At 65.6% G+C, this 21,507-nt stretch carries 22 protein-coding genes; 9 read left to right on the forward strand and 13 right to left on the reverse strand.

Translation table 11 applies throughout. The features are described 5' to 3' along the window. Nucleotides 1-39 precede the first annotated feature (39 nt). The 3 genes from VGN66_RS06665 to VGN66_RS06675 all read right to left on the reverse strand — a co-directional run bounded on the left by VGN66_RS06665 (nucleotide 40) and on the right by VGN66_RS06675 (nucleotide 3,504). Complete coding sequence (locus VGN66_RS06665; protein ID WP_327518067.1) at nucleotides 40-1,815, reverse strand: diguanylate cyclase; 1,776 nt, start codon at nucleotides 1,813-1,815, stop codon at nucleotides 40-42. Between the two features lie 61 nt (nucleotides 1,816-1,876). Then, nucleotides 1,877-2,290 (reverse strand): thioesterase family protein, encoded by a 414-nt coding sequence (locus VGN66_RS06670; protein ID WP_327518068.1) that lies wholly within the window; start codon nucleotides 2,288-2,290, stop codon nucleotides 1,877-1,879. A gap of 8 nt (nucleotides 2,291-2,298) precedes the next feature. Further along, a complete protein-coding gene (locus tag VGN66_RS06675) occupies nucleotides 2,299-3,504 on the reverse strand; it encodes an LL-diaminopimelate aminotransferase (RefSeq protein WP_327518570.1) in 1,206 nt (401 codons plus the stop codon). Nucleotides 3,505-3,788: 284 nt separating this feature from the next. Here VGN66_RS06675 and VGN66_RS06680 point away from each other — a divergent pair, with 284 nt between their 5' ends. From VGN66_RS06680 to clpS, 3 genes are all read left to right on the forward strand, one after another. Beyond that, nucleotides 3,789-5,465 carry a PHA/PHB synthase family protein gene (locus VGN66_RS06680; RefSeq protein ID WP_414713195.1) on the forward strand — a complete coding sequence of 559 codons (1,677 nt, stop codon included), beginning with the start codon at nucleotides 3,789-3,791 and terminating at the stop codon, nucleotides 5,463-5,465. A 90-nt stretch (nucleotides 5,466-5,555) separates the two neighbouring features. Beyond that, nucleotides 5,556-6,290 (forward strand): phasin family protein, encoded by a 735-nt coding sequence (locus VGN66_RS06685; protein ID WP_327518069.1) that lies wholly within the window; start codon nucleotides 5,556-5,558, stop codon nucleotides 6,288-6,290. 185 nt (nucleotides 6,291-6,475) lie between these two features. Continuing rightward, nucleotides 6,476-6,802, forward strand: coding sequence for an ATP-dependent Clp protease adapter ClpS (gene clpS, locus VGN66_RS06690; RefSeq protein ID WP_327518070.1), 327 nt, complete (start codon nucleotides 6,476-6,478; stop codon nucleotides 6,800-6,802). A gap of 4 nt (nucleotides 6,803-6,806) precedes the next feature. On the opposite strand, the gene VGN66_RS06695 is transcribed toward clpS, so the two are convergent. Beyond that, complete coding sequence (locus tag VGN66_RS06695; RefSeq protein WP_327518071.1) at nucleotides 6,807-7,541, reverse strand: Crp/Fnr family transcriptional regulator; 735 nt, start codon at nucleotides 7,539-7,541, stop codon at nucleotides 6,807-6,809. Nucleotides 7,542-7,665: 124 nt separating this feature from the next. Here VGN66_RS06695 and murA point away from each other — a divergent pair, with 124 nt between their 5' ends. Together murA and VGN66_RS06705 are read left to right on the forward strand one after the other, a co-directional pair. After that, on the forward strand, nucleotides 7,666-8,949 hold the full coding sequence (gene murA / locus VGN66_RS06700) for a UDP-N-acetylglucosamine 1-carboxyvinyltransferase (protein ID WP_327518072.1): 1,284 nt from the start codon (nucleotides 7,666-7,668) through the stop codon (nucleotides 8,947-8,949). Between the two features lie 47 nt (nucleotides 8,950-8,996). Then, nucleotides 8,997-10,730 (forward strand): bifunctional metallophosphatase/5'-nucleotidase, encoded by a 1,734-nt coding sequence (locus VGN66_RS06705; RefSeq protein WP_327518073.1) that lies wholly within the window; start codon nucleotides 8,997-8,999, stop codon nucleotides 10,728-10,730. A gap of 155 nt (nucleotides 10,731-10,885) precedes the next feature. Here VGN66_RS06705 and nusB read toward each other — a convergent pair whose 3' ends face one another. From nusB to hisG, 3 genes are all read right to left on the reverse strand, one after another. Then, a complete protein-coding gene (gene nusB, locus VGN66_RS06710; protein ID WP_327518074.1) occupies nucleotides 10,886-11,347 on the reverse strand; it encodes a transcription antitermination factor NusB in 462 nt (153 codons plus the stop codon). Between the two features lie 90 nt (nucleotides 11,348-11,437). Beyond that, on the reverse strand, nucleotides 11,438-12,721 hold the full coding sequence (hisD, locus tag VGN66_RS06715) for a histidinol dehydrogenase (protein ID WP_327518075.1): 1,284 nt from the start codon (nucleotides 12,719-12,721) through the stop codon (nucleotides 11,438-11,440). Beyond that, the gene (gene hisG / locus VGN66_RS06720) at nucleotides 12,718-13,392 is read right to left on the reverse strand and encodes an ATP phosphoribosyltransferase (protein ID WP_294018709.1); all 675 of its coding nucleotides are present in this window, start codon (nucleotides 13,390-13,392) and stop codon (nucleotides 12,718-12,720) included. Before hisG ends, hisD begins: the two co-directional genes overlap by 4 nt. A 59-nt stretch (nucleotides 13,393-13,451) precedes the next feature. Here hisG and VGN66_RS06725 point away from each other — a divergent pair, with 59 nt between their 5' ends. Both VGN66_RS06725 and VGN66_RS06730 read left to right on the forward strand, forming a co-directional pair. After that, nucleotides 13,452-14,501, forward strand: coding sequence for a DUF2332 domain-containing protein (locus VGN66_RS06725; protein ID WP_327518076.1), 1,050 nt, complete (start codon nucleotides 13,452-13,454; stop codon nucleotides 14,499-14,501). Between the two features lie 208 nt (nucleotides 14,502-14,709). Further along, on the forward strand, nucleotides 14,710-15,141 hold the full coding sequence (locus VGN66_RS06730; RefSeq protein ID WP_327518077.1) for a hypothetical protein: 432 nt from the start codon (nucleotides 14,710-14,712) through the stop codon (nucleotides 15,139-15,141). Between the two features lie 59 nt (nucleotides 15,142-15,200). Here the strand turns inward: VGN66_RS06730 and VGN66_RS06735 are convergent, their stop codons facing one another. Further along, nucleotides 15,201-16,508, reverse strand: a complete 1,308-nt coding sequence (locus tag VGN66_RS06735) for a methyltransferase family protein (RefSeq protein WP_327518078.1) — start codon at nucleotides 16,506-16,508, stop codon at nucleotides 15,201-15,203. A 244-nt stretch (nucleotides 16,509-16,752) separates the two neighbouring features. On the opposite strand from VGN66_RS06735, the gene VGN66_RS06740 reads away from it, so the two are divergent. Both VGN66_RS06740 and ppa read left to right on the forward strand, forming a co-directional pair. Beyond that, complete coding sequence (locus tag VGN66_RS06740) at nucleotides 16,753-18,657, forward strand: peptidase M61 (protein ID WP_327518079.1); 1,905 nt, start codon at nucleotides 16,753-16,755, stop codon at nucleotides 18,655-18,657. A 41-nt stretch (nucleotides 18,658-18,698) separates the two neighbouring features. Then, complete coding sequence (gene ppa, locus VGN66_RS06745; protein WP_327518080.1) at nucleotides 18,699-19,253, forward strand: inorganic diphosphatase; 555 nt, start codon at nucleotides 18,699-18,701, stop codon at nucleotides 19,251-19,253. A gap of 3 nt (nucleotides 19,254-19,256) precedes the next feature. On the opposite strand, the gene VGN66_RS06750 is transcribed toward ppa, so the two are convergent. From VGN66_RS06750 to VGN66_RS06770, 5 genes are read right to left on the reverse strand one after another with little or no spacing between them, the layout of a single operon-like run. Then, complete coding sequence (locus VGN66_RS06750; protein ID WP_327518081.1) at nucleotides 19,257-19,607, reverse strand: TfoX/Sxy family protein; 351 nt, start codon at nucleotides 19,605-19,607, stop codon at nucleotides 19,257-19,259. After that, on the reverse strand, nucleotides 19,597-20,076 hold the full coding sequence (locus VGN66_RS06755; RefSeq protein ID WP_327518082.1) for a GNAT family N-acetyltransferase: 480 nt from the start codon (nucleotides 20,074-20,076) through the stop codon (nucleotides 19,597-19,599). The genes VGN66_RS06750 and VGN66_RS06755 overlap by 11 nt, the downstream gene beginning before the upstream one ends. Next, nucleotides 20,073-20,969, reverse strand: coding sequence for a DMT family transporter (locus VGN66_RS06760; protein WP_327518083.1), 897 nt, complete (start codon nucleotides 20,967-20,969; stop codon nucleotides 20,073-20,075). The genes VGN66_RS06755 and VGN66_RS06760 overlap by 4 nt, the downstream gene beginning before the upstream one ends. A 47-nt stretch (nucleotides 20,970-21,016) precedes the next feature. Next, a complete protein-coding gene (locus tag VGN66_RS06765) occupies nucleotides 21,017-21,292 on the reverse strand; it encodes a type II toxin-antitoxin system RelE/ParE family toxin (RefSeq protein ID WP_327518084.1) in 276 nt (91 codons plus the stop codon). Beyond that, on the reverse strand, nucleotides 21,280-21,453 hold the full coding sequence (locus VGN66_RS06770; protein WP_327518085.1) for an antitoxin: 174 nt from the start codon (nucleotides 21,451-21,453) through the stop codon (nucleotides 21,280-21,282). The genes VGN66_RS06765 and VGN66_RS06770 overlap by 13 nt, the downstream gene beginning before the upstream one ends. Nucleotides 21,454-21,507: the final 54 nt, after the last annotated feature.

The raw sequence follows: 21,507 nt of genomic DNA on the forward strand, positions 1-21,507 counted from the left end.
ACAAACGGAATGAAGTGATCCTGGGTTGGATCGCAGTTGCTACGCGGCGGCGAGTTCGCTGCGGTTGCGGCCGCGCGACTTCGCCCGATACAGCGCAGCATCGGCGATGCGGAACACCTCGTCCGACGACAAATCGGGGCGGATCGGCGCGACGCCGGCGCTGACCGTGATCGTGAAGATCGCGCCGCCGGCATGGATGCGCCCATCCTGAAGCGTGTTGCGCACCCGCTCGCACGCCGCCAGCGCGGCGGTGGTGGACAGGCCGGGGAACAGCACGGCGAACTCCTCGCCGCCCAGCCGCCCGATCACATCCTCGACCCGCAGGCTGGCGCGCAGCACATCGGCAAAGTGCAGCAAGGCCGCATCGCCCGCATCATGGCCATGGCCGTCATTGACCTGTTTGAAATGGTCGAGGTCGAACAAGGCGAGCGTGCCGGGGCGGTCGGGGGTGTCGTCGCGAAGCCGGTCGATCCGGTCCTGAAAGGCGCGACGGTTGAGCACGCCGGTCATCGGATCGGTACTGGCCTGACGCACCAGATCAGCCTCACGCGCCTTGCGCTGGCTGACCTCGCGCACAACGGTGACGACGCTCTGCACCTCCTGATCCGCATTGCGGACGGCGCGGGCGGTCGTCTCGAACCAGCGGATCCCGCCGGTCGCGGTCTGGCCGCGAAACTCGAAGCGATGGACCGAGTCGGGCTCGGCGATCACCTGGCGATAGGCCTCGCGCACCCGCTCGCGATCGACTTCATGGACCAGCGCTGCGGGGCTCTTGCCGATGACCGATTCGGGGGTGTGCCCGGTCACGTCGCGCATCGATGGGGAGGCGAACTGTACCTCGCCTTGCCGGTTCAGCGTCAGCACCACGTCGGAGACATGGTCGGAGATGAGCCGGTAGCGCGCCTCGCTCGCCGCGACCGCTGCGGCAAGGCGCTGATTCTGGGCGATCATCGTCGCGAAGGGGACGGCGATCAGGAACAGGACAGCGAGATAGAATTGGAAGAACTGCAGCCGGAAGGCGTGGCTGCCCCCGATCAGCTCGACCGGGCCGATGTCGGAGACGGTGAACGCCGCGCCGATCAGCGCGATCAGGAACACGCCGAGCGTGGCCCCGGCGACGCGAAACGCCATCGTCGCGGCGATCAGCGGAAGGATCGGCACGAACATCAGCGGCAGGTGGGTCTGCCCGAAACTCACCGTAGTGACCACGATCAGCAACCCGGTGATGGCCAAGAGGCGCGGAATCATGCCCGCTTGCGGCGTCCTGTCCCAATAGGTCGATCGCGCCATCACCAGCAGCGCGATCGGCGTGCCGATCAGCGTGCCGAGGCTGTGGCCGATGCCCCAGTTCATCCACATCACCCAGGGGTCACCCACCTGATAGTAGGCCAGGGTCGCGGCAGGCAGAATTCCCGCGACCAGCGGCGCAACGATGCCCGCTGCGGCAACAAAGACCGCGAGCGCGCGAAGCGACAGAAACACGCGCGCATCGGCGCGGAACCGGTGCAGCAAGACCCAGGTGAGCAGCGCCTCGCCCATATTGGCGACCGCGAACATCGGCGCCAAGGGCGTGTAGGGTGACGCTACCAGCGACGCTGCGACCGATGCGGCAAAACAGCCCGCGATATGCAGCGGGCGCTCGGTGGCCGGGCGGGTGAGCAGTGCCGCGATCAATGGCCCGTTGGCGATCCAAAGCAGCGCGACATCGCCGGTCAGCCGGGTAAACGCGACCGCTCCCGTTGCGCACAGAAAATAGGTGAACGCGACCGCAGCGACCACCAGCAGGTCGTTTCTGAACAGGCGGACGGGACGCATGCGCAGACGCTAGGCCGCCCCGGTTAACAGCGCGTTGCGCGCCGCCGCGTTCCACCGCAAATCAGCGCGGTTCGAGCATCCGATCGCGGACCGCTGGCGGCACGGGGGCAGAGCGACCGGCTGCCAGGTCAACATTGACATGGACCAGCTCGATCACGGTGTGGAGCGCGCCGGTTTGCGCATGGACCAGCTCGATGCGGCTGGTGACGCTCGACGTTCCCACCCGCTCGGTGCGGACCCACGCGTCGAACTCATCATCGTAGCGGAACGGCGCCTTGTAATCGACGCCAGCGCGCGCGACGTGAAACTCCATCGCGCGCCATTCGGGCAGATCGGCGAGCTGTAGCCAGCGCCAATATTCGCTGAGCGCGACATCGGCATATTCAAGGTAGCGCGAGTTGAACACGACCTTTTGCCCGTCAATCTCGGCATAGCGCACGCGCAGCCGATGGACGAAGGTGAAGCCTTCACGCACCGCCAAGCTCAGGCCGATTTCGCGCCGGTGTTGACGCCCATCGACTGAAGATAGCGCTTCACGTTGCGCGCCGCCTGACGCAGTCGCTGTTCATTCTCGACCATCGCGATGCGCACGAACCCTTCGCCATTCTCGCCATAGCCGACGCCCGGCGCGACCGCGACCTTCGCATGGGTCAGCAGCTGCTTGGAGAATTCAAGGCTGCCCAGATGCGCCAGTGCGGGCGGGAGCGGTGCCCAGGCGAACATCGATGCGGGCGGCGGCGGGATGTCCCATCCGGCGCGACCAAAGCTCTCGACCAGCACGTCGCGGCGCTTGTGATAGAGCAGGCGGTTCTTCTCGACGATGTCCTGCGGGCCATTGAGCGCGGCACATGCGGCCGCCTGAATCGGGGTGAAGGCGCCATAATCGAGATAGGATTTGACCCGTGTCATCGCCGCGATCAGCTGCTTGTTGCCGACCGCAAAGCCCATGCGCCAGCCGGCCATCGAATAGGTCTTCGACAGCGAGGTGAACTCGATCGCGATATCCTTCGCGCCCGGCACCTGCAGGATCGAGACGGTCGGCTTGCCGTCGAAATACAGTTCCGAATAGGCAAGGTCGGACAGGATCCACACCTTGTTCTCCTTCGCCCACGCGACCAGCCGCTCGTAAAAGGCAAGGTCGACCGTCTCCGCCGTCGGGTTCGACGGGTAATTGACGACAAGAATGCTCGGGCGCGGAACGGTGAAGGCGATCGCGCGCTCAAGGCTCTCGAAATAGGCCTCGTCCGGCGTCGTCGGCACCGCGCGGATCGTCGCGCCGGCAAGGATGAAGCCGAAGGTGTGGATCGGATAGCTCGGGTTCGGCGCGAGCACGACATCGCCCGGCGCGGTGATCGCGGTGGCGAGGCTGGCCAGCCCCTCCTTCGATCCCATCGTCACCACGACCTCGGTATCCGGGTCGATATCGACGCCAAAGCGGCGGCCATAATAATTGGCCTGGGCGCGGCGCAGGCCGGGAATGCCCTTCGACTGCGAATAGCCATGCGCGTCGGGCTTGCGCGCGACTTCGATCAGTTTTTCGATGACGTGATCGGGCGGGGGCAGGTCTGGATTGCCCATGCCGAGGTCGATAATGTCCTCCCCCGCCGCGCGCGCCGCTGCCCGCATCGCGTTGACTTCGGCGATGACATACGGGGGCAGGCGCTTCATGCGGTAGAATTCTTCGGACATCGTATTGGGTTCCGGCTCCTCGGGGTGGTCGCGCAACGCGCGATGCCTCGTTATACAGGGGGCGGGGCGGCAAGCCAGAGGAGAGGCGCGTGGCGACGGCAAAGAAAAAGACGACGACCGCAAAGACGAAGCCTGACACCGCCACAACCACCGCAAAGCCCAAGGCGAAGCGTGCGGCAAAGCCGAAACCCGATCCCAAGCCTGCCCCTGAAGCGGCAGCTGATCCCACGCCCGCGCTTGAGGATCTCCAGCACTGGACCTGGGTGTTCGGTCGGGCGCAGCAGATGATGATGGAGCAGGGGCTGGACCTTGCCGGGCAGATGCCGACCCACATGCCCGCGATGCCGCAGATGCCGGCCATGCCGACAATGCCGCCGGTCGATCCCGCCGCCGCGATGCGCGCAGGCGCAGAGTTCTGGGCTGACACGATGACGCTGTGGCAGCGCTTTCTCGATCCGGCCAAGGCCCCGAAGTTCGAGGAAACCCCCGAACAGGCGCGCGACAAACGCTTCAAGGCGCCGCAATGGCGCGAACAGCCGGTGTTCGACTTCATCCGCCAGAGCTACCTCACGCTATCCGGCCATCTGCTCAAGGGCGTAGACCAGATCGAGGGGCTGACCCCGAAGCAGAAGGAGCAGCTCCGCTTCGCGACGCAGGGCTTTATCGACGCGATGAGCCCGAGCAACTTCCCCGCGACCAACCCGCTGGTGGTCGAACGGACGATCGAGACCAAGGGCGAGAATCTGCTCAAGGGCCTCGCGCACATGCTCGCCGACATGGGCAAGGGGCAGATGACCCAGACGGTCGAGGGCGCATTCGCGGTGGGCGAAAACATCGCGACCACGCCGGGGCGGGTGGTCAAGCGCACCCCGCTCTATGAGCTGATCCAATATTCGCCGACGACGGAAAGCGTGTTCGAAACGCCGCTGGTGATCTTCCCGCCGTGGATCAACCGCTTCTACATCCTCGATTTGACGCCGGAGAAAAGCTTCATCCGCTGGGCGGTGGAGCAGGGGCTGACCGTGTTCGTCGTGTCGTGGAAATCGGCCGACGCGAGCATGGCCGATGTCGTGTGGGACGATTATGTCGAGCGCGGGCAGGTCGACGCGATCGACACGATCCGCGACTTACTGGGCGTCGAGAGCGTCCATACGATCGGCTATTGCGTCGCCGGCACGACGCTCGCCGCAACGCTGGCGGTGCTCGCCGCGCGAGGCGAGGCGGCGAAGGTCAAAAGCGCGACCTTTTTCACCGCGCAGGTCGATTTCAGCGAGGCGGGCGACCTCAATGTGTTCGTCGATGACGAACAGCTGGCGGCGATCCAGTCGCTGACCACCGACGGCTTCCTCGACGGGCGCTATATGGCCGCGACCTTCAACCTGTTGCGCGGGCGCGACCTGATCTGGAATTATGTCACCAGCAATTACCTGCTGGGCGAGGATTATACGCCGTTCGACCTGCTCCACTGGAATTCGGACGTCACCAACCTGCCGGCCAAATGGCATGCCAGCTATCTGTCCGACCTGTATCGCGACAATCTGCTGATCCAGCCGGGTGCGCTGGCGATCGGGGGGACGCCGATCGACCTGACCCGCGTGATGACGCCCGCCTATGTCCAGGCCGGGCGCGAGGATCATATCGCCCCGCCGCGCAGCGTGTGGAAGCTGACCGGGCATCTCGCCGGGCCGATCCGCTTCGTGCTGGCCGGATCGGGGCATATTGCAGGCGTGGTCAACCCGCCGTCATCGGGCAAATATCAGTATTGGATCAACGAGGGCGGCGCGACCAATCTTGACGATTTTGTTGCAGGCGCGGTCGAGACCAAGGGCAGCTGGTGGCCCGACTGGATCGGATGGATCGACGGTCTGGATGGCGCGCATGTCCCTGCCAAGGGGAAAAGAATTCCCGTTTCGGATGAGGATCTTGGGTCCGCGCCAGGACGCTATGTCCGCACAAGATGACAGTTTTGTGCACTGCACAATAAACCTCTTGAATTGACCCGCTCGACCTAGTATATGCTGCATTGCAATAATCGCAGCGAGGACGTCGATATGGCCAGCAAGGGTCCGCGTACCGGCGCGAAGAAACCGGCAAACAAGCCGCCGGTCGCCAAGGCTGCGCCAAAGCCTGTCGCAGCCGCCGCTCCAGTCGTCGAACCGAAGCCCGCGCCCGTCGTCGAGGCGGTTGCGGCTCCGGTCGTTGAAACGGTCGAGGCCGTCGCGGAAGCCGCGCCCGCCGTAACGGAGACGGTCGTTGAACCCGTCGCGGACGCCGCCGAAACGGCCGCCGCACCTGTAATCGAGTTGATCGAAGATGCCGCCCCCCAGATGGCGGAAACCGCAAGCAAGGGAACTGCAATCATGGAAGCCACGATGGAAAAGAGCCAGGCGATGTTCGCCGAGATGAACGAGCGCGCCAAGGCAGCGGTCGAGAAGAACACCAAGCTGGTCGGCGAAATGACCGAGCTGGCCAAGGGCAATGTTGAAGCGATGGTCGAGAGCGGCAAGATCGCCGCCAAGGGCCTTGAGACGCTGGGCCAGGACGCTGCGGAATATAGCCGCAAGCAGTTTGAGCAGGCGACCGCCGCGATGAAGAGCATGGCCGCTGTGAAGTCGCCGGCCGACTTCTTCAAGCTGCAGAGCGACTATGTCCGCACCGCGTTCGACTCGATGGTCGCCGAGACCTCGAAGAACACCGAAGCGTTCATCAAGCTCGCCGGCGACGCCGCGCAGCCCGTCTCGAACCGCGTCGCGGTCGCGATGGAGAAGGTCAAGACCGCGGCCTGAACCGGCCAACGGTCCTGATCGGACGAATTTGGGGCGGTCGCCATGCGCGGCCGCCCTTTTTCGTGTCCGGCTACGTCGAAATGCAGCACGTCGCCGCTCCCCCCTTGCCCTCGACTCCGCGGTGCCATATTTTCTCGGGTCTCATGATAGTGCTGTGCAGCTCCACCCCGATGGCCCCGTTCGCGATGGGCGATTCCGATCGCGACGACGATGAGGGCACCCATACCGGCGTCGCGACGCGCACCCGCGCCAAGACGAAGAAGCCGACGCCCTATCGCGTGCTGATGCTCAACGACGATTACACCCCGATGGAGTTCGTCGTGCTGGTGCTCCAGCGCTTCTTCAAGATGGACATGGAAGAGGCGACGCGCGTGATGCTCGCGGTGCATCAGCGCGGTGTCGGGGTGTGCGGGGTGTTCAGCTACGAAGTCGCCGAGACCAAGGTCGCGCAGGTGATGGACTTCGCCCGGCAGAACCAGCACCCGCTGCAATGCACGCTGGAAAAGGCGTAGTCGCTCAGCGCGCTTCCGGCAGCCAGCTCAAGTCCAGCCCCTCATACCGATTCACATAATTCGCCGCGCGGGCGAGGGCCGCTTCGTCGATCAGCGTGACGCGCCCCGATTCGCGGCCGATCATCCCCTCTTCCTCCAGCTGGCGCAGCATGCGGTTGACATGGACCGAGGTCAGGCCGGTGGCGTCGCCGATTTCTTCCTGCGTCAGGCCGAGGTTGAACGCCTTGTCGATCGTCTTGTCGGTGCCGCGCAGCCGGTTGCGCAGTTCGAGCAGCAGCGCGGCGACGCGCGCCTTGGCCGATGTGCGGCCGAGCGCGGCCAGCCGGTCGGTCAGCGCAACGCGCTCGATCTGGCACAGCACCAGGATCAGCGACGACAGGCGCGGGTGCGCGACGCACAGCGCGCTGAACGCCTGGCGATCGAATGGGCACACCACGCAATCCGACAGCGCGCACAGGGTTTCCGGCGACTCGCGATACACGATGCTGGAAATGCCCATCACATCTCCGGGGAAGTGAAAGCGCAGGATCTGGCGGCTGCCATCGTCCAGCAGGACGTAGCTCATCACCAGTCCCTTGCGCAGAATGTACAGCTCATCCGCCGGCTCATTCTCGCGCAGCAGGATCGCGCCGCGCCGGATATGGCGCTGACGTTCCTCCAGCCGTTCGAGCGCGGCCCGTTCTCCCGGCACGAGCGTAACCAGCTCGCCCAGGATTTCCGCGAAACAACTCCCTGACACTCTGTCCCTTCCCCCAACTTCCTCCTGCAAAGCAGCCCTGAAAAAACAGCGCATTAAAGTCGATCAAGGCGCGGAACGATCTGCCGCACTTGCGCGCGCCCTTTCACGCGATAGAAGCCCGTGAATGGACCGTATTCTCATTCGCGGCGGAAACCGCCTATCCGGTAATATTGCTATATCCGGCGCGAAGAACGCCGCGTTGACGCTGATGCCGTGCGCGCTGTTAACCGACGAGCCGCTGACGCTGCGCAATTTGCCGCGCCTCGCTGACGCCGACAGCTTCGGGCATCTGCTCAACGAACTGGGCGCATCGACCGCGATCGAGGGGACACGGCCGAGTGATTTCGGTCGCGTGCTCACCGTGCGCGCGTCGCGCCTGACCTCGACGGTCGCGCCGTACGACATCGTGCGTAAGATGCGCGCGTCGATCCTGGTGCTCGGCCCGCTGCTGGGGCGTGAGGGGGAGGCGACGGTGTCGCTGCCTGGCGGCTGCGCGATCGGCAATCGTCCGATCGACCTGCACCTCAAGGCGCTCGAAGCGATGGGCGCGGAGATCGAGCTCGCTGCGGGCTATGTGAAGGCGACGGCGCCGGGCGGGCGTCTGCCCGGTGGCAGCTACCGTTTCCCGGTCGTGTCGGTCGGCGCGACCGAAAATGCGCTGATGGCCGCTGCCACCGCGCGCGGCACGACGGTGCTGGAGAATGCCGCGCGTGAGCCGGAAATCGTCGATCTGTGCAATCTGCTGGTCGCGATGGGCGCGTCGATCCACGGCATCGGCAGCGAGACGCTGACGATCGAGGGCCGCGAGCGGCTGCACGGTGCGACCTATGCCGTCATGCCCGACCGGATCGAGGCGGGCAGCTATGCCTGCGCCGCCGCGATCACCGGCGGCGACGTGGTGCTTGAAGGGGCCAAGGCCGATGACATGCGCGCGACGCTTGATGCGCTGGTCGAGGCGGGCGTGACGATCGAGGAAAAGCCCAACGGCATCCGCGTCGCCGCCGATGGCCCGCTCAAGCCGATCACCCTGTCGACCGCGCCCTATCCGGGCTTCGCGACCGACATGCAGGCACAGTTCATGGCGATGCTGTGCAAGGCGGATGGCGCGAGCGTGCTGACCGAGACGATCTTCGAAAACCGCTACATGCACGTGCCCGAACTGGCGCGGATGGGCGCGGACATCACCGTCAGCGGGCGTACCGCAGTGGTGCGCGGCGTCGATCGCATGGTCGGCGCGCCGGTGATGGCGACCGACCTTCGCGCATCGATGAGCCTGATCCTCGCCGGCCTGGTCGCCGAGGGCGAGACCCAGGTCAGCCGCATCTACCACCTCGACCGCGGCTATGAGCGGCTGGAGGAAAAGCTGCAGGGCGTCGGCGCAGACATCGAACGCGTCGGTGACGGCTGACGCCGACGCTGGTACCTGACCGGCGAACGACTCGTCGGGAGAATGACATGCGCCTGATCGTTGGACTGCTTGCAGGGCTTTCCCTCGCGGGCTGCGCGTCGCAGCGGGCGGCGACGCCAGCCGCTCCGGTCAGCGTGCGGATCATCGCGTTCAACGATTTCCACGGCGCGCTCGAAACCCCGGCGCGGCCGATCGACGTGCAGGCGGCGGATGGCACGACGGTCAAGGTGCCCGCCGGCGGCGCGGCCTATTTCGCCTCGGCGGTAAAGGCGCTCAAGGCGGGCAATCCTCACAATGTCGTCGTCGCGGCGGGCGACCTGACCAGCGCCAGCCCGCTTGTCTCGTCGCTGTTCCTCGACGAACCGACGGTCAAGGCGCTGAGCATGGCCGGCCTTGAGTATAACGCCGCCGGAAATCACGAATTCGATCGCGGTACGACCGAGCTCCTCCGGCTGCAAAAGGGCGGGTGCGACAAGAATGCGGTCGCGCAGCCGTGCCAGCTCGAACCCTTCAAGGGCGCGTCCTACACCTATCTCGCCGGGAACACGCTTGATGCGTCAGGCAACAGCCTGATGCCCGCGACCGGGCTCAAGACGTTCGGTACGGGGCGCAGCAGGATCACCATCGGCTTTATCGGCCTCACCACGCGGATGACTGGCACCTATGTCGATCCGGCGGGGATCGTTGGTTATCGCTTCGCCGATGAGGCGGAGACGGCGAACAAGCTCATCCCGCAACTCAAGGCGCAGGGCGCCGACGCGATCGTGATGATGGTGCATGAGGGCGGCTATCCCGCGCGGTCGGACCAGCCAAACCAGTGCGAGGGACTGTCGGGGCCGATCCTCGACATCATGGAGCGGCTGAACCCCGGTATCGACGTGATCGTCTCGGGCCACACCCACCGCGCTTACGTCTGCGACTATTCCGCGACCAACCCCGCCAAGCCGGTGCTGCTGACCAGCGCGGGCAATAATGGCGTGATGCTGACCGGCATCGACCTGACCTTTGACCCGGCAACGCGCAAGGTGTCTGCACGATCGGCGCGGCAGGTGATCGTACAGGGCGATGGCGCGGTCAGCGCGGCCGGCCCGGTGAAGGCTAATCCGGCATTTCCGACCTATCCCGCCGACCCGGCGGTCGCGGCGCATGTCGCGCGCTACGCCGCCGCCGCCGCGCCGCTCGCCCGCCGTCCGGTGGGCAAGGCGTCGGCGCCGATCCTGCGCAACGAAGATAGTGAGATGGTCGAATCGCCGCTCGGTCTTCTGATCGCCGACGCGCAGCTGGCGGCAACGCAAAAGGACGGGGCACAGATCGCGCTGATGAACCCCGGCGGCGTGCGCGCGTCGATCACGCCGGCGGCCGACGGCACGGTGACCTTCGGCGACCTCTTCACGACACAGCCGTTCGGCAACAACCTGCAAGTCCGCGAGTATAGCGGCGCGCAATTGCTCGCCGTGCTGGAGCAGCAATTCACCAATGAGGACGGGCCGAAGCTGCTGTTCCCGGCGGGTCTGACCTATAGCTACGACCGGTCGCGGCCCGAGGGGCAGCGGATCATCGCCCCGCTGGTCCAGGGCAAGCCGCTCGACCCGGCGGCGAGTTATCGCGTGGCGATGAACGGGTTCCTCGCCGGGGGCGGCGATAGCTTTACCACGATGAAGGTCGGGCGGATCGTCGCGGGCGGGGTGCTGGACCTCGATGCGCTCGAGGCGTGGTTTGCGCGGGGGCAGGTGGTGGAGCCGCCCGCGCTGGGCCGGGTAAAGGATGTGGGGGCTAACTAGGCGGCCCCGCTTTACACCTCTCCCGCTTTCGCGGGAGAGGGAGGGGCCCGCCGCGCAGCGGTGGGAGGGTGAGGGTCTTCTTCTTGAGGCGTAGTGATTACCTCAAGAAGACCCTCCCCAACCCCTCCCGCGAAGGCGGGAGGGGCTAAGAAAGCTTAAGCCCGCACCACCTTCGCAATCGCGTCGAGCAGCCCGTTGACGAACCCCTTCTCGCGCCGGTCGTAGAACGCATCGGTCACGTCGAGATACTCGCTGATCGCCGCGCCAACCGGCACATCCTTGCGCGCCAGCAACTCGTACGTCCCCGCGCGCAGGATCTGGCGCATCGGGCGGTCGAGCCGGTCGAAGCTCCAGTCCACCGCCAGCTTTGATGCGATCAGCGCGTCGATCTCATCGCGCCGCGCATCGACGCCCTTCACGATATCGTCGAAAAACGTCGCGTCGGCATCGATATACTCTTCGTCATCGATGGTCGCGCCCAGCCGGTGCTGGTGGAACTCGGTGAGCAGCTGGGCGAGGGGGGTCTTCTCCATCTCCTGCTGGTACAGCGCCTGCACGGCGGCAAGCCGCGCTGCGGCGCGGGCTTTGGAGCGGGATTTGGCAGAGGGACTGGGCATAGATCAAATTCCGTTCGGGCCACGCGGCGCGCGACCCTCCATATGAAGGTCTGTAGGGACCGTGACCGCCATTCGGCAAGGTCGCGAATATTATAGGCGAAGCGCCACCGACTTGGCATGCGCTGGCAGCCCTTCGGCCTCCGCCAATGCCACCGCCGCCGGGCCGATCGCCGCCAGCCCCTGTGCATCGAGCGCGAGGAAGCTGGTGCGCTTCATGAAATCCAGCACCGACAACCCGCTGGCAAAGCGCGCACGGCGGCCGGTGGGCAGGACGTGGTTGGGGCCAGCGACATAATCGCCGATCGCCTCGGGCGACATCCGGCCGAGGAACACGGAACCGGCATGGCGCACGCGCGCGAACAGCGCGTCGGGATCATCCACCGCCAGCTCGAGATGCTCGGGCGCGAGCTTGTTGACCAGCGGGATCGTCTCGTCGAGCGTCGCGGTCAGGATGATCGCGCCATTGGCGTCCCAGCTCTGTCGCGCGACCTTGCGCGTCGACAGCTCGCCGATCTGGCGATCGACCGCCTCGGCCACCTTGCCCGCCAGTACTGCGTCGTCGGTCAGCAGGATCGACTGGCTGGTCGGGTCATGTTCGGACTGGCTGAGCAGGTCGGCGGCGATCCATTCGGGGTCGTTCTTGCCATCGGCGACGACGACGATCTCGCTCGGCCCCGCGACCATGTCGATGCCGACCACGCCGTATAGCTGGCGCTTGGCCTCCGCGACCCAGGCATTGCCGGGGCCGGTGATGACATCGACCGCGGCGATCCGCCCGGTGCCATAGGCAAGCGCGGCGATCGCCTGCGCCCCGCCAACGCGCCAGATTTCGTCCACCCCGGCGATGTGCGCGGCGGCAAGGACGAGCGGGTTGATCTCACCATCCGGGGTCGGCGTGACCATGACGACGCGATCGACGCCCGCGACCTTGGCCGGAATCGCGTTCATCAGCACCGAGCTGGGATAGGCCGCGCGGCCACCGGGGACATAGACCCCCGCCGCTTCGACCGCGCCCCAGCGCGCGCCGGTGCGCACGCCATCGGCGTCGGTCGTGTCGCTGTCCGCCGGCTTCTGCTTTTCGTGATAGGCGGTGATCCGCTTGGCCGCGAGCTCGAGCGCGGCGCGCAGATCGGGGGCGAGCGCCTCATAAGCCGCGATGCAGTCGCTCTTCTCGATCCGCCAGCCGGTTTCGTTGAGGTCGTGGCGGTCGAACTTGCGGGTAAAGGCGTGCAGCGCGGCATCGCCCTCGTCGCGCACGCTGGCGACGATGGTGCGCACGTCGCGCGCGACATCGGCATCGGCCTCGCGCCGCGCATCGACCAGTTCGCGGAAGGCCTGGGCAAAGCCCGGCTCGGACGTGGACAGGCGGATCATGCGGCAGCCTCGCTTTCCACCGCGCGCCGGAAGGCGTCGACCAGCGGGACGATTTCAGGACGCGTCTTGAACGCGGCGCGGTTAGCGATCAGGCGGCTGGAGACTTCCATGATCGTCTCGACCTCGACCAGCCCGTTTTCCTTGAGCGTGCGGCCCGACGACACCAGATCGACGATGCGTGGGGCGAGGTCGAGCAGCGGGGCCAGCTCCATCGCGCCATTGAGCTTGATGCACTCGGCCTGCACGCCGCGCGCCTCGAAATGCTTGCGCGTCAGATGCGGATATTTGGTCGCGACGCGGACATGGCTCCATCCGCGCGGATCGTCGGTCGCGGCGAGCGCGGCGGGCTCGGCCACCGACAGGCGGCAATGCCCGATGCCAAGATCAACCGGCGCATACAGCTCCGAATAGGCAAATTCGGCGAGCACGTCCGATCCGACAATGCCCAGCTGCGCCGCGCCATGCGCGACAAAGGTTGCGACATCGAACGCGCGCACCCGGATCAGGTCGATATCGGGGCGGTTGGTCTTGAAGCGCAGCGCGCGGCTGCTCTCATCGGAAAACGCCGCTTCGGGTACGATTCCGGCATGCGCCAGCAGCGGCAGCGCCTCTTCGAGGATGCGGCCCTTGGGTACGGCAAGGATGATCGGATCGGTGCTGGTGTCGGTCATGGGTTGCGCGCCTTTACTTGGGTGGGCGTTGCGGCGCAACAAGAGGGCCGGAGGACCATATGGCCGACTGGATGGCGCTGGAGGATGTGCGGACCGCGTTCGCCAATCAGGTGGACTATTGCCGGGCGAACGACGCGGGCCTGACCGCCAGCGTGGTGCAGGCGATCCTCGACGGGATCGACGGTCCGGGGGCGTTCCGCGCAAAGCTGCGCGACTGGCCGGGCAAGCCGATGGCCGACGCGTTGCCGCTGCGCGCGGCTGGCGGGCTGCATGCGCTATATCTGACCGGGGCGGCGCCGTGGCTTGGCGGGCTTTATACCGGGGAGGCGGTCGATGCCGGGCCGCTGATCAACGCCGCGATCGACGCGCATGACGCGGCGCTGCTCCCCTGGCTCGACGGCCCGCCGCAGACGAATGAGGCGGCGCGGTCGAGCAACTATGCCGCCGCGATGCTGTGGCTGGCGGCGCGGGGCCTGCCCGGGCGGTTCGAGTGTATCGAGATCGGGTCGAGCGCCGGCATCAACCTGATGATGGACCGCTACCGCTACGACCTTGGCGGGTTGGGGGTGGGGCCGCAGGATGCGGCGATGCGGATCGCCCCCGACTGGCGCGGCCCGCCACCGCCTGAAGCCGCAGTCGAGATCGTGTCGCTACGCGGCTGCGACGTCGCGCCGATTGACCTGACCGACCCTGAGGCGTTGCTGCGGCTGCGCGCCTATGCCTGGCCGGAGCATCGCGTGCGCGCAGAGCGGCTGGAGATCGCGGCAGCGGAAGCGGCACGCCGCTCGCCCGATCTGGTCGAGTCGGACGCGGCCGAGTTTGTGGTTGAGGCGCTCGCCCGGCCACAGGCGACGGGGACGACCCGCGTGCTGATGCATTCGATCGTCTGGCAATATCTCGGAGTCGAGCGACAAGCGGCGATCACCGCCGCGATGGAGGCGGCGGGCGCGACGGCGACAGCCCAACGCCCGCTCGCCTGGATCGCGGTCGAGGCGAACCGGCAGACTTTCCGCCACGAACTGACCGTGCGGTATTGGCCGGAGGGCGGAGAGCCGCACCTGCTGGCGGCGGCGCATGCCCATGGAGCATGGGTAGAGTGGATGGGCTGACCCCAACCCCAACCGTCACCCCGGACTTGTTCCGGGGTCCACCGGGAGGCCGGCGTGAAGCAAGCGGTTCAAGCGATACGCGGGATGATGAGTTGATCCCGGCACAAGGCCGGGGCGAAGCGCTTCGTTTAAACCGCGGCCCTACAAAAGCTGTCGGTTGGGAAACGACTCCATTGCGGACGTGCGCATACGCGCCGATGCTGTCGCGATGAAGCGCAGTGGATATATTGCATATGGAATTGCGGTAGCAGCGATCACCCTGCTTACCGCTGATGCCACAATCAGTGCGCTCGCAGTCGCGTACGATGTCGCTGAAAGAGTAACGGCTTTGGCTGTAGTCGGGTGGCTTGCAGCTTCATTCGTTCCGATATCACTGTCGGTTCTGATCTGGATCGCGGATAGGCGGGTTGAGTCACATTGGGATTGGCTACCGCATCTTCTGTTTATCCCCACCGCAATCGCGGTGGTCAGGCTTGGATCATCGTTATACTTGGAAGAAACCGGGTTGCCGCCGGACAGTATGATGACGGATTTCACATTGTTGACGGCTGCCAGCTATGTATCACTTGCCTTGGTTGTTCACTTCATTGCATTCGTGGCAGCCGTTGTTCGCGCAACGCACAGACTGGGCGGGAGCTAGCTAACCATAGTCTGACATCTCGGCACTTTGCCGAAATCTGCCGCGTCCAGCCTCACAACTTACCCCGCCACCTCAGCCTTCCCAGTCTTCCCTGTCACCCACGCAAAAAACCGCGGGATCGGCGCATTGCGCTCCATCCACTCGCCATACGCCCGGTAGTCGGGGTCTTCGCCCAGATGCTTTTCCTCGGTCTTGGCGCGGACATAATAGACCAGGCTGACCAGCCCGAGCAGCAAGCTCGCGCGCGCCGCGTCGGCGAGGCTCCCTGTAGTGACCAGCAACGGGCAGGTCGCGATCCACCAGAACAGGTTCTTCGACAGATACGCCGGGTGCCGCGTGAACGCATAGGGACCATGGGTGATGATCCCGCGATGCGTGAGGTTGGAAAAGCGGAAGCCGAACGCCATCGTCGCCCAGGCATAGATGGCGGTCAGCGCCACCAGCACCGCGCCGACGATCCACAACAGCACATCATGCCCCGCCAGCCAGTGCGTCCAATCCGACGTGCCGGGATGGTAATCGAGCGGCCCGCCATTGCCCATCAGGATGAACGGCGGATAGCAGATCAGCGCCACCGCCCACGCGCCCGCATAGGGGTTGGCGGTGCGGATATGGCTGTCGAGCGGGCGGAAGGTGAGGATATAGCCGACCGTCGCGAACGCCACGTCGAGCATGAACATGCCGGTGATCAGCCAGTTGGCCAGCGCGATCGGGTTGGTCAGGATGCCGGTCGCGTCGGCACGCACGAACGCCCCGAAGCCCGGCGGCACGATCGCGAGCATGAAGGCGAGGAAGAACGCCTTCACCGCCCAACTGCGCAGATGATTGTGGATCGCGGCCTCGTCCACCGGCTCCTTCGACCCGATCAGCCACGCGCCGAGCATGAACGCGCCGTCCTTGGGCTGTTCGAGATGCCGGTCGATCCACAGCACATAAGGGATCGACAGGATGAACAACGCCGGTGCCGCCACCTGAAAACACCACATGGCAAAGGCGAAATTGCCCTCCCAGTAAAAGCGGCACACGGCATAGATGCCCGCGATCCCGCCCCAGGTCAGCCACAGCCCGGCCAGCTTGGTGATCGAAATGTCGCGCGTTTCGCTGAGCGGGCGCGGATCGCTCCATTTCACGCCCGTCGTCGGATTGCGGTGCACCTTGTCGACGAACACCGCCCACAGCACCATCGGGATGCCGCCCGCCGCGAGGTTAACCAACGCCGCGAACGGGCCGTCGAGACCATAGGTCCGCGCAATGGTCAGCCACAGCCCCATGCCGACCAGACCGGCAAGGCCGCATCCGGTGCTGACGGCGGATTTGGGCCGTGGATCGGCCTTGGCGCTGCGGGCGAGGGCGGGGTCGTGATACATGGCGCACGGCTTAGCTCGAAAATGGTAAGCAAGCCGTGAAGGATTCAATCCTCCCCGGAACGGGGAGGGGGACCGCGACGCGAAGCGGCGTGGTGGAGGGGCCCCGAGGCAAGTGAGTCCGTTGCCTCGGGCCCCCTCCGTCAGCGCTACGCGCTGCCACCTCCCCGTTTCGGGGAGGATTTACGCGCGTCCAGGGCGTGGCTAGGGTAACAAAATAACCCGATCCCTCCCGAAAGGTCCGTTCATGCGTCGCGCCGTTGCGCTCACCGTCCTGTTGCTCGCCACCTCTGCCGCCACCGCCCAGAACAGCACCCCCCAGCCGCTGCCGTTCGACAACCGCATCCCCGTCGCGCGCGACGTAGCCTATCCCGGCACGATGACGGTCACGGTCGATGCGACCAATATTCAGCAGGCAATCTATCGCGTGAAGCAGACGATCCCCGTCGCCGACGCCGGACCGATGGTGCTGATGATGCCCGCCTGGCTGCCCGGCAAGCATGCCGCGCGCGGCGAGATCGAAAAGCTCGCCGGCCTCAAGATCAGCGCCAATGGCAAGCCGGTCGCCTGGACCCGCGACACGGTCGATGTCTGGGCATTCCATCTCGACTCACCCGCCGGCGCGAAGCAGCTCGATGTGGAATTTCAGTTCCTCGGCGCCACCGATCGCGATCAGGGCCGCGTGTCGATCGCGCCCAACATGCTCAACCTGCAGTTCGAACAGGTCAGCCTCTACCCCGCCGGCTATTTCACCCGCCGCATCCCGGTGTCGGCGACCGTGACGTATCCCAAGGGCTGGGCCGCCGTGTCGGGCCTGCCCGCGACGAAGCAGGGCGACGCCTATGTCTATCAGACCACCGACTATGAAACGCTGATCGACTCGCCGGTCTTTGCTGGCCGCAACTATCGCGAGTTCAAACTGTCCGATCGCGTCGACCTCAACGTCTTTGCCGACGAGCCCGAGGAGCTGGAGGCCAAACCCGAGCAGATCGAGGCGCACAGGAAGCTGGTCGAACAATCGATCAAGCTGTTCGGCGCGCAGCATTACGACCAGTATGAATTCCTGCTCGCGATCAGCGACGAGATGGGCGGCATCGGCCTCGAGCATCACCGCAGCTCCGAGAACGGCGTCGGCCCCGGATATTTCACCAAGTGGAGCGAGGGGCCGGGCTCGCGCAACCTGTTGCCGCATGAATTCGTCCACAGCTGGAACGGCAAATTCCGTCGCGGCAACGACAGCTGGACTCCCGATTTCCGCACCCCGATGCGCGATTCCCTGCTGTGGGTGTATGAGGGGCAGACGCAGTTCTGGGGCTATGTCCTGCAGGCGCGCTCCGGCATCGTGTCGAAGGCGGATACGCTCGACATGCTCGCCAATATCGCCGCCAGCCTCGACAACCGCCCGGCGCGCGAATGGCGGCCACTGGTCGATACCACCAACGATCCGGTGATCTCCGCGCGGCGCCCCAAAGGCTGGGTCAGCTGGCAGCGGTCGGAGGATTATTACAATGAAGGCCTGCTGATCTGGCTTGAGGCCGACGCCAAGCTGCGCGAGCTGTCGCGCGGCAAGAAGTCGATGGACGATTTCGCCCGCGCCTTTTTCGGGATGCGCGACGGCGACTGGGGTGTGCTGACCTATGACCTCAACGAGGTCGTGGGGACGCTGAACGGGATCCAGCCTTATGACTGGGCTGGGTTCCTCAAGGCGCGCGTATACGACGTCGCGCCCAAGGCGCCGCTCGCCGGCTTGACCGAAAACGGCTACCGCCTGATCTACACCGACGAACCGACCGCGGCGTTCAAGAATGCGGAGAAGCGCGGCAGCCGCGCCGACTTCAGCTATTCGCTGGGGCTTGCGGTAGGCAAGGGCGGGGCGATCGGCAGCGTCACCTGGGATTCGCCCGCGTTCAACGCTGGCCTCGATCTGGGCGACACGATCGTCGCGGTCGCTGGCCGGGAATATAGCGACGACCGGCTCAAGGCCGCGATCGTCGAGGCCAAGACCAGCAAGACCCCGATCAAGCTGATGATCAAGAGCGGTACCCGCTATCGTGAAACGGCCATCGACTATACCGGCGGGCTGCGCTATCCGCGCCTCGAAAAAATTGGCACCGGAGAGGGTGGCCTGGATAGGTTGTTGCAGGCTCGCTGACGCGGGCAAGGCATCGGCCGAACCAGATATAAGGAAGACCAATGCGTATCGACAAAATCCCTGTCGGCGACAACGCGCCGCACAGCCTCAACGTCATCATCGAAGTGCCGACCGGCGGCGAGCCGGTGAAGTATGAATTCGACAAGGATTCGGGCGCGCTGTTCGTCGACCGCATCCTGCACACGCCGATGCGCTACCCGGCGAATTACGGCTTCGTCCCGCACACGCTGTCGCCCGATGGCGACCCGCTCGACGCGCTGGTAATCTCGCGCTCGCCCTTCATCCCCGGCTGCGTCGTGCGCGCGCGTCCGATCGGCGTGCTGAAGCTGGAAGACGAGGCTGGCGGCGACGAAAAGCTGGTGTGCGTGCCCGTCGACACGACCTTCCCTTACTACACCGATGTCGGCGAGCGCGGCGACCTGCCCTCGATCGTGCTCCAGCAGATCGAGCATTTCTTCAAACACTATAAGGACCTGGAGTCCGAAAAGTGGGTCCGCATCGGCGAATGGGGCGATGCCGAGGAAGCCAAGCGGATCGTGCTCGAAGCGATCGAAGCGGCCAAGCAGGCCAAGGCTGCGGCCGCAGCGGCGGCCTGACCGCTATTTCCGCTTGCGTTTGATGGGCGCGCGCTGGCTGGCTTCGAGCGCCAGCGCCGCCCATCGGCGCATCGCTTCCGCGTCGTCATAGACCTCGTCCGGCGCGCGGCGATAGTTCATCGATACGGTCTCGCCGTCTTTGCCGGTGAACGTAAAGGGCGGGCAGCCAGCTTCATCCCACACCGGCGCGCTGACCTTGTCGATCTTGAAGTAGATCGCTTCCTCGTCGACGACAGCGATCACCAGGCCGTCGCAATACAGCATCGCGGCGCCCATCATCGGGCGGTGGGTGATCGCGCCGAGCGGCTCCAGCGCCTCCTTCGCCCAGTCGATCAGCCCCGCGTCATACGCCATTGGCCAGCGCCTCCAGCGCATCGTCCTGCATACGCCAGCGCTCCCAGCCATCGACATGCGCCGCACCGATGCCGCGGTAAAAGCCCTTGCCGAGCGCGTTCCAGTCGAGCACATTCCACTCCAGCCGCGCGCCGCCGCGCTCGATGACCAACGCCGCGAGGCGCGACAGCAGCGCGCGGCCCAGACCAGCACCGCGCGCATGCCGCTCGACGAACAGATCCTCCAGCCAGATGCCGGGCTTGCCCTCGAACGTCGAGAAGGTCTGGAAGAACAGCGCGAACCCGGCGGGCGCACCATCGACTTCGCCGATCAGCACCTCGGCTGCGGGGCGCGGCCCGAACAGGTGGCGATGCAGCGTCGCATCGTCGAAGCGGACTTCGTGGGCGAGCTTCTCATAGTCGGCGAGCTTGCGGATGAAGTCCGCGACCAGCGCGAAATCCTGCTCATCCGCTTGACGAATCGTGATCAAATCTGTGCCTCCGTATCGGCGACCGGCGCATGGTCGCGCCGCCGCGCCGCGATGATGCAGCCGCCGACGATCAGCGACGCGCCCGCCACGGTGAACAGCGAGACGCCCTCGTCGAACACCACCCATCCCCACAGGGTCGCCCACAGGAAGCCGGTATATTCGGTCGGCGCAAGATAATTGGCCTCGGCGCGGGCATAAGCCCAGCTGAGCAGAAACAGCGACATCGTCGCCAACACCGCCGCCAGCGCCAGCGCCGGGACATGCTCGACCGCAGGCAGTTCGAGCAGCCACGGCGCGGCGAACAGGAAGATGATCGAAATGAACAGCGACTGGTAGAAGGCCACCTCGATCGCCCCGGCGACCAGCGACTGTTGCCGCATCAGGATGATGTTCCAGGCATAGGCCACGGCGGACACGAGGATCGCAATCGCGCCCCAAAATGCCTCGCGCCCCAGCTCCGCCTGCGCCTGTCCCCACAGGATCAGCAGCACGCCCGCAAAGGCAAGCGCGGTGGCGATGATCGTGACGCGCGTGATGCGTTCCTTGAGCAGCCAGGCGGCAAGGAACAGCGCGATGATCGGCGCGATAAACGCCAGCGCAATCGCCTGCGCCATCGGCACCCGACCGAGCCCCCAGAAGAACAGGAACGCCATCACCGCCGACACCGCCGCGCGGATCAGGTGCAGCCGCATCGCCGCACGGCTCGGCCGCGGGGGACGCGACAGCGCATAGGGGATGCCGCTCGCCACAATCCCCGCCATCGTGCGCCAGGTCAGCGCGTTATAGGCGCCCAGCGCCAGCACCAGCCCCTTCATCACCGCATCCATCGACGAAAAGATGGCGATACCGATCGACGCGACGGCAAAGGCGATGAGGGGGGAGGCGGGGCGCATGGCGGGCGCCCTAGAGGATTTACGCGTCCGGTGGAATCAAGTGATTCTCAAGCGGTTTTGTCGCGTGCGCCGTGGACAATATCGATGATGTAAACCGCGTCACCGTCGATCAGATAGCGGATCGAGCAGGGCTGCACGAGCGACCAGCGGCGCAGATCATCATCAATCTCCGGGCCTTTGCGGGGGAAATCCGCCAGTCCTTCGCCAGCTTCAATCAGTCGTACGGCGAACCGGGCCGCTGCATCGGGGTCGAACTGCGCGATATAGGCGCGTATGGCGGCGAGGTCGGCAAGCGCCTCGCGCGTCCAGATTACTTGAGCCATTCCGATGGCATCGGCTTTTCGTCAGGCGTGCCCCAGGTCTTCAGCCATTCGGCGACCTGCTCATGTCGGACAGTCCGGCCCGCCGCAATATCCGCCAATGCTCGCTCGCGCGCGCGCGCGGGTGCATCGCCGTCTTCGTACAGGGCGCGTTCGGGCTTCATGCTCTGATGATAGCAGCTTCAAAGGCGGGATGCGAGCCGCCGAACCCTGCGAAA

Origin of the sequence: Sphingomonas sp. (genome assembly GCF_035998645.1) — a bacterium.
Lineage (GTDB): Bacteria > Pseudomonadota > Alphaproteobacteria > Sphingomonadales > Sphingomonadaceae > Sphingomonas.